This is a genomic window from Pseudarthrobacter sp. PS3-L1 (genome assembly GCF_030063285.1).
In the GTDB taxonomy this organism is placed as follows: domain Bacteria; phylum Actinomycetota; class Actinomycetes; order Actinomycetales; family Micrococcaceae; genus Arthrobacter.
Genome location: NZ_JASISU010000002.1, coordinates 336939 through 350531 on the forward strand (window position 1 = coordinate 336939; position 13593 = coordinate 350531).

Annotated in this window: 12 protein-coding genes; 7 read left to right on the top strand and 5 right to left on the bottom strand. The window is 60.3% G+C overall.

Features of this window, described 5'->3' with window-relative positions; all coding sequences use genetic code 11:
• Positions 1–126: 126 nt before the first annotated feature.
• Together QMG79_RS06000 and holA are read left to right on the top strand one after the other, a co-directional pair.
• Positions 127–1950 (top strand): ComEC/Rec2 family competence protein, encoded by a 1824-nt coding sequence (locus tag QMG79_RS06000; protein ID WP_283537668.1) that lies wholly within the window; start codon positions 127–129, stop codon positions 1948–1950.
• On the top strand, positions 1887–2900 hold the full coding sequence (gene holA / locus QMG79_RS06005) for a DNA polymerase III subunit delta (RefSeq protein ID WP_283537669.1): 1014 nt from the start codon (positions 1887–1889) through the stop codon (positions 2898–2900). The genes QMG79_RS06000 and holA overlap by 64 nt, the downstream gene beginning before the upstream one ends.
• A gap of 226 nt (positions 2901–3126) precedes the next feature.
• Here holA and rpsT read toward each other — a convergent pair whose 3' ends face one another.
• On the bottom strand, positions 3127–3387 hold the full coding sequence (gene rpsT / locus QMG79_RS06010) for a 30S ribosomal protein S20 (protein WP_283537670.1): 261 nt from the start codon (positions 3385–3387) through the stop codon (positions 3127–3129).
• Positions 3388–3544: 157 nt separating this feature from the next.
• A complete protein-coding gene (locus QMG79_RS06015; RefSeq protein WP_283537671.1) occupies positions 3545–4141 on the bottom strand; it encodes a type II toxin-antitoxin system PemK/MazF family toxin in 597 nt (198 codons plus the stop codon).
• A gap of 253 nt (positions 4142–4394) precedes the next feature.
• Here QMG79_RS06015 and lepA point away from each other — a divergent pair, with 253 nt between their 5' ends.
• Positions 4395–6248 (top strand): translation elongation factor 4, encoded by a 1854-nt coding sequence (gene lepA, locus QMG79_RS06020; RefSeq protein ID WP_283537672.1) that lies wholly within the window; start codon positions 4395–4397, stop codon positions 6246–6248.
• Positions 6249–6284: 36 nt separating this feature from the next.
• On the top strand, positions 6285–7511 hold the full coding sequence (hemW, locus tag QMG79_RS06025; protein WP_283537673.1) for a radical SAM family heme chaperone HemW: 1227 nt from the start codon (positions 6285–6287) through the stop codon (positions 7509–7511).
• Positions 7512–7610: 99 nt separating this feature from the next.
• On the opposite strand, the gene QMG79_RS06030 is transcribed toward hemW, so the two are convergent.
• A complete protein-coding gene (locus tag QMG79_RS06030) occupies positions 7611–8027 on the bottom strand; it encodes a DUF4870 domain-containing protein (RefSeq protein WP_283537674.1) in 417 nt (138 codons plus the stop codon).
• Between the two features lie 170 nt (positions 8028–8197).
• Positions 8198–9046 (bottom strand): DUF3097 domain-containing protein, encoded by an 849-nt coding sequence (locus QMG79_RS06035; protein WP_283537675.1) that lies wholly within the window; start codon positions 9044–9046, stop codon positions 8198–8200.
• A 184-nt stretch (positions 9047–9230) separates the two neighbouring features.
• Here QMG79_RS06035 and hrcA point away from each other — a divergent pair, with 184 nt between their 5' ends.
• From hrcA to QMG79_RS06050, 3 genes are read left to right on the top strand one after another with little or no spacing between them, the layout of a single operon-like run.
• Entirely contained in the window at positions 9231–10244 is a 1014-nt protein-coding gene (hrcA, locus tag QMG79_RS06040; protein ID WP_283537676.1) for a heat-inducible transcriptional repressor HrcA, read from the top strand.
• Between the two features lie 57 nt (positions 10245–10301).
• Positions 10302–11429: a molecular chaperone DnaJ gene (gene dnaJ / locus QMG79_RS06045; RefSeq protein ID WP_283537677.1), complete on the top strand. Its 1128-nt coding sequence runs from the start codon at positions 10302–10304 to the stop codon at positions 11427–11429.
• 2 nt (positions 11430–11431) lie between these two features.
• Positions 11432–12223, top strand: coding sequence for a 16S rRNA (uracil(1498)-N(3))-methyltransferase (locus QMG79_RS06050; RefSeq protein ID WP_283537678.1), 792 nt, complete (start codon positions 11432–11434; stop codon positions 12221–12223).
• 140 nt (positions 12224–12363) lie between these two features.
• Here QMG79_RS06050 and QMG79_RS06055 read toward each other — a convergent pair whose 3' ends face one another.
• Positions 12364–13326, bottom strand: a complete 963-nt coding sequence (locus tag QMG79_RS06055; RefSeq protein WP_283537679.1) for a GerMN domain-containing protein — start codon at positions 13324–13326, stop codon at positions 12364–12366.
• Positions 13327–13593: the final 267 nt, after the last annotated feature.

The window sequence follows — 13593 nt, forward strand, 5'->3', positions numbered from 1 at the left end:
GCGTTGGCACCTCCTCCCTCAGCTGGTGGAACGCAGCCATCTGCAGGAATCGTGGTTCACAGGCCGCAGCCCCGAGCCCTGTGCAAAAGCATCTACCCGGCCGGAAAGGCGTGGTGGTCCACACTTGTGCATCGCGCATTCGATCCGAAGCACCCGTCCACCATCGACCGGCACACCAGCAGGCTCGACATTCGTTTGGTACCTGCTGCCAGCCTTGTCTGGCTGAGTGCCGTGGGCGGTGTCTGGCTGGCTGGTCCTAACCTGGCAGCCCTCAGTGTCGGACTGCTCAGCGGTGCAGTGCTGTGTGCCGTTCCGGTCCGGAGACCGGCACGTATAAGACCGCTCACAGTTACGGCGTTTATTGCGTTCACCTGGAAGCACCAGTCGGGCAGGGGTGGAAGTACTCTTGGCCGGTTCTTTCCACGAAGCACGCGCCTCACTGCATCCTTGGCGCTGCTTCTGGGCGGAGTCATGGCCGGGTTGGGTGGAAGCTCAGCCGTCGCCCGGGCCGAAGGACCCTTTGCTGATTTAGTGGAAAGGAACGCTGGCGTGGTTGCAGAAGTCACTGTCACTGGATCCGCCCGTGAGGTGAGGGCGGCACACACCGGCGCTGGAACCCAGTGGCTGATCCCCATCAGTGCCCAGTCGATGACTGATGCTGGCCGCGTGATATCCGGTACCGGAACGTTTCTTGCCGTGGGAAATGGCGAGTGGGCCACGGCGGGTCCCGGCGCCAGGTTGCGTGTCACGGGGACGCTGGCACCACCATGGCCCGGGCTAGACACCGATGGGGTGCTGACGGTCTCGAGTTCGTCTCGGCACCCGGCAGCCCTGCCATCACTCAGCCAGGTGGCACTCTTCCTGCGGCGAGACTTTGCCACAGCGGCAGGGTTTCTGCCGCCGGACGCAAGGGGACTACTGCCCGGCATGATCACGGGGGATACCTCCGCGCTCGACGAGTCGCTGGAACAGGCGATGAAAATTACGGGTATGACGCATCTGACAGCCGTCAGCGGAGCAAACTGCAGCCTCGTCCTGACAGCGCTCCTGCTCGGGGCACGTAGCCTGCGGCTCAACAGGGGAGTCGCGGCAGCCGCAGCGCTTGCGGGCCTAAGCCTCTTTGTTGTCGTTGTAGGCCCGGACCCATCGGTCCTGCGGGCTGGCGTGATGGGAGCCGTCGGCGTTTCTGCCATTGCCGGCGGGCGCCGCGGACGTGCACTGACAACATTGTGCCTGGCAGTCATGTGCCTTCTCTTCATCAGTCCCAGCCTTGGATCAACCATCGGCTTTCTCTTGTCCGTCACAGCAACGCTAGGCATCATTCTGCTGGCCAACAGAATCATGGCACTGCTTCCGCACCGCACCCCACCCCTGGTGGCTGCAGTCATTGCCGTCCCACTGTCTGCGCAGCTGATGTGCGGCCCCATCATTGTTCTGTTGCAACCAACACTCTCTCCCTATGCACTCCCGGCGAATGTCCTGTCAGCAGTGGTCGTGACGCCTGTAACCCTGGCCGGGACAGCGGCGCTTGCCCTGTTGTGGCCGGTACCTTTCGCAGCAAGCGCCCTGTTGGCTGTGGCTGGATGGTGCAGCCAGGTCGTTGCCGGTTTGGCCCGCTTCTTTGCGGGTCTGCCCGGCAATTCGATGCCATGGCCGGAAGGACCTCCTGGTGCCTGCACCATGGCACTGCTTTCGACCCTCACGTTGGCTACCCTGATTCTTGCAGCCAACCCTGCCATCCTGATCCGGGCTGCAGTAAGGCTCCACACAAGGGTTGAAGCGTTACTCGCCACCACCGAGACGATGGCTGCTTCGCTGTACTTGGCCCGACAACAGCGGCGTGGGAAACTGGGACACACACTGCACAATTCTCGGAAGGATCCAGCGTGGCCTCGGCACCCCCCAAGAGCAGCAGGACCTCGGTCAACACAGTCACCTGGCGGGACGTAAAGCCAGCAGCCGTCATCCTGGTAGGTGGCCCCGAAGAGTACCTTGGAATCCGTGCCATCGACCACATCAGGGCACAGGTCCGCGCGGGAGATCCTGACGTTGAACTCAGCAGACTCAACGCAGCCGCCTACGAACCCGGTTTCCTTCGCATGGTGGTGAGTCCATCCCTGTTCGGTGAACGCAAGCTCATCGAGGTGGAGGGCGTCGAATCAATGAATGATGCCTTCCTGACGGATGCTCTCACGTATCTAAAGCAACCCGAGGATGACGCGGTCCTGGTGCTCCGCCATGGGGGCGGTGTTCGAGGAAAGAAGCTGCTGGATGCTATCAAGGCTGCCGGGTGGCCAGTCGTGGACTGTCAGCCGCTGAAAAAGGATGCCGACAAGGCCGCCTTCGTTACTGCTGAATTCAAGGCTGGCGGCCGGAGAATTGAATCTTCAGCCGTCCAGGCCTTGGTCAACGCAACAGGTGCCAACCTGTCCGAACTTGCCGCAGCATGTAACCAATTGATAGCTGATGCCACCTCAACGGTCGACGCCGAACTCGTTGACAGGTACTACGGGGGACGGATTGAAGCAACGGCTTTTAAAGTCGCGGACGCCGCCATGGCCGGTAATGGGCCAGTAGCATTGTCAACTCTTCGCCATGCACTTGCCACCGGCGCCGATCCGGTGCCCCTGGTAGCGGCGCTTGCTGCCAAACTGCGGACAATTGCCAAAGTGGCAGGCGCTCAAGGATCTTCTCATCAGGTCGCCCGGGACTTGGGAATGCAGCCATGGCTTGTGGAACAGGCCCAACGCGATGTTCGCCGATGGACTCCTGACGGTCTGATCAGGTCAATTCAGGCCACCGCCGAGGCAGATGCGCAAGTCAAGGGTCTTTCGAGGGATCCTGTCTACGCTGTGGAGCACGCAGTCACCGTGATCTCCATGTCTGTACAGCCACGCTGAAGCACGGACCTGTCGGAGGCCTCGCTGTGAGGCTGGACTGCCCGCGCTGCCATGCCAGCAGCTCTGCTCAACCACTGTGTGGTCCCTGAAGCGCGTTGAATCGTACCGACAGGTACAGATACTCCCCAGTTGCTGGCTTTAGGCATCCGTGCTCAGGGCGTCTTAAACGCTTATGGCCGGCTCCGAGGGAGCCGGCCATAATGATCAGTTCAGGGAACTGTAAACCTTAGAGTGCGTTGACCTTCTTGGAGATCGCCGACTTGCGGTTCGCTGCGTTGTTCTTGTGCAGAACACCCTTGCTGACAGCCTTGTCCAACTTACGGCCGGCAGTTGCCAAGGCAGCAGCAGCAGCATCCTTATCCGAGGAATCAACGGCGGTGTTGACGGCGCGGATGGCCGTCTTCAGCTCAGACTTGACGGCGTTGTTACGCAGACGAGCCTTTTCGTTGGTGAGGATGCGCTTCTTCTGGGACTTGATATTAGCCACGTGTGAACTCTCTTTTTATTGCGGAAATGGTCTAGAGGGCTTTCAGACTGGCCATTGACTGAGCGGCGTGGGGATACCTATGGCGGCCAGCCATCAGTGGCCGTCGACCTGCACGGACACACAGCTATAAAGGATACCAGAGGTGCCCTTGCCACGACTAACCGCGCTGCTTCCACCCATAGTGCCGGTGGATGGCCTCTGCTACGTCGTCGAATTGCTGCCGGGGGAGGATTGCCCCTTCACGTCGAATACCTGACGCCTCCAGCTGGAGGATCCGGCCCACGTTTGCTTCACTGGGCCGGCCCTTGCTGTCCCAGGAGCCGCTGCCAATATCAACATATTGGCCGCCGCGCGGACTTCCGTCATGGTCTTTGCTTGTCAGCATGACAGCCAGCAGGTAGCGGCCAGCGTTTCCTACCAAAAGCACAGGCCTGTCTTTGCCTTTGGTGAAGTCCTCTTCGTAGGGAACCCACGCCCACACCACTTCACCAGGGTCCGGGTCGCCGTCCGGTGCCGGTGAATACCTGATGGCAGCCTGCCCCCGGAAATCTCCCGGATAGCCGCTGCCAATTGTCTCGCCGGACACAGTGTTCGACGATTTGGCTCGGCGCTGTGCGGGCTCGCCGGCACGATTGGCTGCCGACGTCCTTGGATGTGGTGGGGTGTTGGTGGGCGATGCGTTGGAACTGATCTTCTCCAACAACCGCAGTGAGTCCCTGAGGAAGTTTCCCAGGGCGCGAAGATTCAAGGCCATGGACAGTAGCCTACCGCTTGGGCCGCTGCGCTTTGGGGGGACAGTGCGTAGACGGCTGGCAGCTATGCCCCCGGTGAAGGCACCGGGGGCTCTGGTCAACAAATGCGCCTGGGAGCCCGAGCTCATGGGACAATGAAAACCCAGACGCGCGGCCGTGAGCGGGAAAAACTGGCATTAGTCCAGCTCCACCACACGCCGCACCTGCGTACCAAGCAGGACCGTCACACGTGTAAGCCAACAGTAAGGACCCCGCGTGTCTCCCATGGCCCGCACCGCCCCGGTGCCCGCCGCGACAGATCCGGCCATCATTCGGAACTTCTGTATCATCGCGCATATTGACCACGGCAAATCGACCCTGGCGGACCGCATGTTGCAGTTCACCGGTGTGGTCCAGTCCCGCGACATGAAGGCACAGTATCTGGACCGCATGGACATCGAGCGCGAACGGGGCATTACCATCAAGTCCCAGGCCGTTCGCATGCCCTGGGAACGTGACGGGGTCAGTTACGCGCTGAACATGATTGATACGCCGGGGCACGTTGACTTCACCTATGAGGTGTCCCGGTCCCTCGCGGCCTGTGAGGGCGCAATCCTGCTTGTTGACGCTGCGCAGGGCATCGAGGCCCAGACACTGGCTAATCTCTACTTGGCCATGGAGAACAACCTCACGATCATTCCCGTACTGAACAAGATCGACCTGCCGGCCGCGCAGCCCGATAAGTACGCTGCCGAGCTGGCAAGCCTGATTGGCGGCGAACCGGAGGACGTCCTGCGCGTTTCGGGTAAAACCGGAGACGGCGTGGAAGCGCTGTTGGATAAAATCGTCCACGACCTGCCAGCGCCAATCGGGGACCCGAACGCTCCAGCGCGCGCCATGATCTTTGATTCGGTCTACGACACCTATCGCGGTGTGGTGACCTACGTCCGCGTAGTGGACGGCATGCTGCATCCACGTGAACGAATTCAAATGATGTCCACGCGTGCCACGCACGAACTTCTGGAGATTGGTGTCAGTTCCCCTGAACCCACGCCTTCTAAGGGCCTAGGCGTCGGAGAAGTGGGATACCTGATCACTGGCGTCAAAGACGTGCGCCAGTCGAAGGTAGGGGACACTGTCACAAACTTGGCCAAACCCGCCGCCACTTCATTGCCGGGATACGCCGACGCCAAGCCGATGGTGTTTTCGGGTCTCTACCCCTTGGACGGAGCAGACTATCCTGTGCTCCGCGATGCGCTCGAAAAGCTCATGCTTAATGACGCCGCACTTGTCTACGAGCCGGAAACCTCAGCAGCACTGGGCTTCGGCTTCAGGGTTGGTTTCCTGGGCCTCCTGCACCTGGAGATCACACGGGAGCGTTTGGAACGCGAATATAAGCTCGATCTCATCTCAACGGCCCCGAACGTGGAGTATGAGGTCACCCTGGAAGACAAGAAGATCGTCCAGGTCACCAATCCGAGCGAATACCCCACGGGCAAGGTCGCTGAGGTCCGTGAGCCCATGGTGTCCGCCACTATCTTGGCGCCCAATGAATTCGTTGGGGCCATCATGGAGCTGTGCCAGAGCCGGCGTGGAGTCATGGGCGGCATGGACTACCTCTCCGAGGATCGGGTCGAGATCCGCTACCGGCTTCCGCTGGCAGAGATCGTCTTTGATTTTTTTGACATCCTCAAGTCCCGGACCCGGGGTTACGGCTCCCTCGACTGGAAGGCCGACGGCGAACAGGTAGCTGACCTTGTCAAGGTAGACATTATGCTGCAGGGCGAACAGGTTGACGCCTTTAGCGCCATCACGCACCGCGAGAAGGCCTACGCCTACGGCGTCATGATGACCGGGAAACTGCGCGAACTTATTCCACGACAGCAGTTTGAAGTACCGATCCAGGCCGCTATCGGGTCTCGCATCATTGCACGTGAGAGCATCCGCGCCATCCGCAAGGACGTTCTTGCTAAGTGTTACGGCGGTGACATTACCCGCAAGCGGAAGCTGCTCGAAAAGCAGAAGGAGGGCAAGAAGCGAATGAAGATGGTGGGCCGTGTTGAGGTCCCGCAGGAAGCGTTTATTGCTGCCCTCACCACCGATGAGTCGAAGGACAAGGCAAAAAAGTAGTGTTCCGTAGCTCGCAACACACGAGTGGGGGAAGGCATGCCTAGTGTCCTTCCGCTGGGGGATCCGGCGCCGGCAAACGGCCAGCTTCCAGCACAGGTGCTTGAGGGTGTGGCAGACAGGGCTTTTGGGCTCTATGTCCATATTCCCTTCTGCGCCGTTCGGTGTGGATACTGCGATTTTAATACCTACACAGCGACTGAGCTTGGTGGCGGCGCATCGCAGGATGCCTATGGCGGCACGGCAGAGTCTGAAATAGCCTTTGCAGCCCGGGCCCTCACCGAGTCAGGTCTTCCCCCACGCCGCCTCGGCACGGTCTTTTTTGGTGGCGGAACTCCTACGCTTCTCCCCGCCGAGGACCTCGCTGGGATCCTTGCTGCGGCCGTCCAGGCTTGGGGACTAGAACCCGGTGCTGAGGTAAGCACCGAGGCCAACCCCGATTCGGTCACGGCAGAATCTCTCCGTGTGCTCAAAGATGCAGGGTTTACCAGGGTGTCCTTCGGTATGCAGTCAGCGGTTCCCCATGTACTCAAGGTGTTGGACCGCACGCACCGGCCCGAGCGTGTTCCCCAAGCTGTGCAGTGGGCTAGGGAAGCGGGTCTCGCAGTTAGTCTCGACCTGATCTACGGGACGCCCGGCGAGTCCATGGCGGACTGGGAAGAGTCCGTGCGGACGGCACTATCCTATGAGCCCGATCACATCAGTGCTTACGCCCTGATCATTGAGGACGGGACCAAACTTGCTGCCCAGATGCGACGAGGCGAAGTTCCCCCGATCGACGACGATGATCACGCTGCGAAGTACAAACTTGCTGACCAGCTCATATCAGAGGCGGGCTTTGCCTGGTATGAAGTAAGCAACTGGTCCCGCGGCGAAAATCAGGAGTGTCGGCATAACCTCGCCTATTGGCGCGGAGACGACTGGTGGGGGATCGGCCCCGGTGCGCACTCGCATGTTGGCGGCGTCCGGTGGTGGAATGTTAAGCATCCGAGCGCCTACGCGGGCCGGTTGGCCGCGGGGGACTCACCTGCCGCTGGTAGAGAAACGCTCGACCCTGAGACCCGCAATGTGGAGCGGGTTCTCCTTGAATCGAGGCTGTCATCCGGAATCGCGATCGGGACACTGGGATCTGGGAGAACAGCGATCGCTGGGTTGATAGCCGACGGACTCATAGAACCGGCGTCAGCTTTTGCTGGACAGCTGGTTCTGACGCTCAGGGGCAGGCTGCTCGCTGATGCGGTTGTCCGCAGGATCTTGCCGGACTGAGGCAACGTCCGTGGGTCTCCGCCCGGCTCCCTGTGTGATCGCGTACGCCGGCTGATCTGCACACAAGACGTCACGTCGCACGTGGAAGAGGCTGCAGGCCTACTTGATCAGGCGAAGGTTGAAACGGTAGCGGTGCGGCTGGCCACGATTGACGTGGATTCCTGCGGCCACGGAAAAAATGGTGATAATGATCCAGATGACGGTGGCCGCAATAGCGAAGGCATTTCCCACCACCGGAACGAGCACCAGCAGGTTGGCCAAGAGCGCAAGTACTGTTGGCGGAAGGGTGAAGTTCAGTGCTTCTTTTGATTCCTGCGCTGTGAATGGCCCCCGGTCCTTGAATACCAAGTAGATCAGCACCGATGGAATACAGCCCAGGATTCCGCCGAAGTGTGCGAGCGTGGCCCACTGGCGGTCCTGGTTGGCCGTCAGGGGCAGGGCGTTTGCTGGGACGCCGTGGTAGTCAGGATTGCCCTGGGACGGCCGTTCCCTGTCGTCACGCGTATTCTCTGCCACGGTAAGCCCTTCGAAGGTGAAGCGATGTTCTGTGAAGCTGATGTTGCCTGCATTTCAGGTAAGCACACCAACTCTAAGAATAAGGGGTCTGGGTCGATTCGTTGTCCAACCCAACGGGCTGGTGATGTTCCGCGTTCTCGTGGCGACCAGCCAGGGCACTGCGGTTGGCTCTAGTCCACGGTAAGAAAATCGATGACCTCTTCAACGCGCCCCAACAAGGACGGTTCAAGATCTGCGTAGTTGCGGACGGCGCCGAGAAGTTTCTGCCAGCCAAGCCCGACGTCTTCCTTGGTGGCGTGCGGCCAGCCAAATGCTGTCAGGATTCCGGTTTTCCAGTCTTGTCCCCGTGGAACAACAGGCCACTTCTCTATGCCAAGCACTGAGGGTTTGATGGCCTGCCAGACGTCGATGTAGGGGTGCCCCACAATGATGACGTTGCCGGCAGCCCCAGGGCCTCGCATCACCTGTTCGGCTATCCGGGACTCTTTGGAATGTGCCACCAGGTGGTCGACAAGAATGCCGAGGCGCCTCTGTGGTCCTGGGCCAAATGCAGCAATGGCACCTGGAAGGTCGTCGATGCCGTGGAGGGGTTCGACAACGATGCCTTCAATCCTGAGGTCATCGCCCCACACCTTCTCCACCAACTCCGCGTCGTGTTTTCCCTCAACCCAGATTCGGCTGGCTTTGGCGACCTGTGCGCGCTGTCCGCTGAGCTTCACGGAACCGGACGCAGTACGGGCGGCTGGGACTGGTGCCTGTGAACGCGGAGCCGGCGGCATCAGGCGAATCGGAGCGCCGTCCAGCAGGAAGCCATATCCGAGGGGGAAGGACCGCGACTTGCCACGTCGGTCCTCCAGTGCCACCAGGTGCATGCCTCCGGATTTTTCAATCCTCGTCACGGCACCAACCCAGCCTGACTGGACTTCTTCAAGAACCATTGCGCGTTCCGCGTGAACTTCGGGGAGTTCCTTTCGCGCTGGCGCGGTCAGGTCCTGTGGACCCCAAGAGTTGTACTGCAATTCGTGCACCACCTGCTGCTGGTCGTCCGGAGCGGATCTCGTCCGGTGCCGTTCCAATGCTAGCAACGCGCGCGGACGTATCCGTTGGTAATAGACTGTTAGCACTGCGGCATGTCGAGTGCTAACACGCCAGGACGTGAGCCGCGTTCGGATCGGTCCCGCATTACTGGAAGGAGGGTGACTGGTGAGTGAACCCAGACGGCTGGAAGTCCTCCGTGCCATAGTCGAAGACTACGTACATTCCCGGGAGCCCGTCGGCTCCAAGGCACTTGTCGAACGGCACCACCTCGGAGTTTCCAGTGCCACGATCCGAAATGACATGGCGGCGCTTGAGGACGATGGGCTGATCACGGCGCCGCATACCAGCGCGGGCCGAATCCCGACGGACAAGGGCTATCGGCTTTTTGTGGACCAGATCCAGGCGGTCAAGTCACTTTCACAGGCCGAGCGGCGGGCCATTACTGCCCTTCTTCAGGGATCCGATGACCTCGACGATGTCCTGGACCGCACGGTTCGGACGCTTTCCCAGCTGACGAACCAGGTTGCCGTTGTCCAGTATCCGCTGGTGAGCCGGGCCCAGGTCCGGCATATCGAGTTCGTACTGCTCGCGCCTCGCAGGGTCCTGGTGGTGCTGATTGCGACAAGTGGCAAGGTAGAGCAGCGAGTTACGGACGTTGGGGCGGAGATCAGCGAAGAGTCGCTCGGTGCGTTACGCGCAACTTTCCTGGGCGCCTCGGCTGGAACCACCCTGGGCGCCTTCGGGTCTACACTGCCCGGCGTCCTGGCGGGATTAAATCCAGCACTTCGTCCGGTCGCAGAGGTCCTGGCCCGAGTCCTCGAGTCGCTGGCACTGAGCACACGCGAGGAGCGGATGGTCATGGCAGGCACTGCCAACTTGGCACGCTCCACCGTCGACTTCCCGCTGAGTATCGGACCAGTGCTTGAAGCACTTGAGGAACAAGTTGTGATGCTCCGGTTGTTAGGCGATATGGGAGAAGATCCCCGCGGCGTGACAGTGAGTATCGGTCGTGAAAACCCTTACGACGGACTGGCGGAGGCCTCAGTCGTGGCGACGGCCTATGGTGCCGAAGGTTCGGCCAAGGTCGGAATCCTTGGCCCTACTCGGATGGACTACCCCACCACCATGGCGGCAGTGCGGGCCGTTGCACGGTACCTCTCAAGGATTCTGGAACCCTAGGCAGCTTTACTACTTGCCTGACTATATTTTTGTGAACGAAAAGGAAGAGAAACGAACTTGAGCAGCCACTACGACGTTCTTGGAGTCTCCCCGGAAGCGACCGGAGAAGAGATTAAAAAGGCCTACCGGAAGCTGGCCCGAAATCTGCACCCGGACATGAATCCGGGTCCAGATGCATCGGACCGGTTCAAGGCGGTCACCCATGCGTACGAGGTTCTTTCGGATCCTCAGAAACGCCGTGTCTATGACACCACTGGCAATGAGAATGGCAACGACAGTGGCTTCGGCGGAGCCGGACACGCGGGGCAGGGTTTTGCGTTCCAGGACATTTTTGACACTTTCTTTGGTGCTGGCGGTTCCAGCGGGCCCGCCTCACGGGTACGTCGGGGCCAAGATGCCCTGATCAGCGTCCGTGTTGAGCTCAAGGATGCAGTCTTCGGTGTCAACAAGAAGCTCGATGTTGATACTGCTGTTACGTGCCCCACGTGTGAGGGCTCCTGTTGCAGGGGAAACAGTCAGCCTGAACGCTGCGACATCTGTGGCGGCAGCGGCCAGGTCCAGCGAGCAGTCAGGTCCATCCTTGGTCAGGTGATGACTGCCGCACCGTGCGGCAGTTGCGAGGGTTTCGGGACCGTCATCAAAGATCCCTGCAACGAGTGCAACGGTCAGGGACGCATCCGGAGTCGTCGTTCCATGACCATCAAGGTCCCTGCCGGAGTGGCCACCGGAACCCGTATTCAGCTCGGTGGCCAGGGCGAGGCAGGTCCTGCAGGCGGTCCAGCCGGCGATCTCTACGTTGAAATCCGGGTCAATAATGACGCTACCTATGTCAGGGATGGCGATGATCTGCATGCAACGCTGAACATCCCCATGACTGCCGCTGCGCTGGGAACCGAGGTTAGCCTTGAGACCTTCGACGGAGGTCAGCAGATTGACGTGAAGGCAGGCACGCAGTCCGGCGAGATCATCACTCTCAAGGGACTCGGAGTAACCCACCTGCGTGGGTACGGCCGCGGCGACCTGAAAGTCCATTTGCAGGTCGAGACCCCGGTGCGGATGGATCAGGCTCAGGAGGACCTGCTGCGCCAGCTCGCCAAACTTCGCAGCGAGCAGTACACCGAAGGCAAGCTCGCGGCAAGCGGCGGCATGTTCGCGAAGCTCCGTGACAGGTTGGGAAACTTCTAACGGTGAGCAACCCGATCTTCTTCACAGCGGCCGGCTCCCTGGACCTGGTCCATCATGGTGCCACTTTCGTGTTGACGGGCCAGGAGGCCAGGCACGCCGTCACGGTGAAGAGATTGGCGGTTGGCGAACCAGTAGACATCGCAGATGGCCACGGTCGTCGGATGACCGGAGTGATAACCGTCGCTGATCCCACGGGCGTGGAAATTGAGTGCGTTACGGTGTCCTTTGAGGCGCCACCTGCTGTCCGGTTGATCCTTGTGCAGGCTCTGGCAAAGGGTGACCGCGATCAGCTGGCCATTGAGACTGCCACCGAGCTGGGCATCAGTGCGGTTGTTCCGTGGCAGTCTGAGCGTTCAATCGTGCGGTGGAAAGCCGACCGCGCCGTCAAAGCTCACGCGAAGTGGGAATCTGTGGTGACGGCAGCGGCCAAACAGGCTCGGAGATCGGTGATCCCGCCCGTGGGCGAACTCTTGGACACCGGGGGACTGGCCTCCCTGGTCCGCGATAGCAGCCTCGCCGTTGTTTTGCATGAGGACGCCGTGCGTCCCCTGCGCTCTGTCTTGGAATCGTGGTTGGCTGAGAGCGAATCGTCTTCTCCAGTTGCGCACGAAGAAGAAGGGGCCCAGATTCTCCTCATCGTTGGCCCCGAAGGCGGCATCAGTCCACGCGAAGTGACGCGTCTCTGCGACGCAGGGGCCGTGACAGCACTGATCGGACATCATGTGCTCCGATCGTCCACAGCAGGTCCGGCTGCTGCAGTCCTGGCAAATGATGTCCTGAAACTCTGGAACTAAGGCCACGCCTGGGAAGCTGGATACACCGGTTCGCATGCCACTAACGTCCATGGGCTGGCCGAAAAGAGTGGGGGATGAAGGATAGAAGTCCTGCCTTCACGTCACCGGGTCGCCGGATCCGCTGACTACCCGATGGTAGGTCAGTCGGAGACGGTGAACTTCCTGGTATCCGAGTGGAGCTGCCTGCCGCTGTCCTCAGGGTCGACATCTGATACCCGGAGGTCGTAGCTGCCAGGTTCCAGGGACAGCGAAAGCGAGAAAAGCCCAGGATTCTCACTGGTATTGGCAGCAAGGGTCTCGCCACTGAGGTAGGTGGTGGATTCCCCGCCTTCATCCTTCCGCAGGAGCTGCCAGCTCAGGAGCCCACCTGGGGTAGTGCTCCGCCCACTGATCTTGACGCTGCCATTGGGCAGGGCACTGCCCTCCTGTGGATCAATAATCCAGACCGGCGCTACCAATGCGGCGTTCCTGGACATCGGCTCACCGAGTTTCACGTGGTCAAAGGCCATGAAGTCCGTGTGCCCGTCAACGAGGACAACCACCTGGATCGCAACTCCTGCGTCAATGAGTCCTGAGCTGGCTCCGGCTGCCGACGCTGTGTAGACGAGTTGCTGGACGGCCCGGGCAGCCATATCGGCATCAAGGGTGCTGTTGAAGGCATCATCAGAAACGTCCACGGTGATGACATTGCGTCCTGAGATTGAGGTTGCAAGCTTTTTTGGATTCTGCCACGGCGTAAAAAAGTCCGGGTCAAGGGGAGATTCGGACATCATGGCCCGCAGTGCGCGAGTTACCTGGTTTTCCTCCTCGGGGACGTCCCTGAACTCGCGGTACAGAAAAGTGTTGTCATCGCTCCGTCCAATCCAGTAAACAGGAGCCTGCGTTGCGGATTCAGTGGTTTCAAGCGGTGCGCTGGTGGCCTGAACCTGAGGAGAAGTCATGGCGATCGATGGGCCGGAAATGGACTCGGCGCTCTGCGTATCAGCAACACAGCCGGTCATGACCAATGAAAGCGGGGCTGCGAGCAGGACCAAAGCCCACCGGGTACGCAGCGGAATATCATGAAGAACGTAACGTGGCTTGGCGCCGAAACTACTGCCCATCGTGATGATCCTTTCCATTAGCTGCAGTCCTATAGCGGCCCTCGTGTTTGCGCACGTCGGGGTGCTTATCTGACGGTTTTCACCGGGGATCGCGTCCGGCTAACCAATTCCCACATTCCAGCATTGCACAGACCAGGGGCACGGCACCCTGCTGATCAACCGGTTGTGCAGAACTGCAACTGGAACGATATATGGCCGAGACATAGCTGATACACAACAGGCACTGCTGGGCTTCGAATGGAGTTCGGGCCGGGCCCGGTCCACCCA

Bases quoted from the DNA above. Each gene is read 5' to 3' on its own strand.
- QMG79_RS06015 (WP_283537671.1), bottom strand. From the start codon at position 4,141: ATGGCCTTGAATCTTCGCGCCCTGGGAAACTTCCTCAGGGACTCACTG.
- hemW (WP_283537673.1), top strand. From the start codon at position 6,285: ATGCCTAGTGTCCTTCCGCTGGGGGATCCGGCGCCGGCAAACGGCCAG.
- QMG79_RS06055 (WP_283537679.1), bottom strand. From the start codon at position 13,326: ATGGGCAGTAGTTTCGGCGCCAAGCCACGTTACGTTCTTCATGATATT.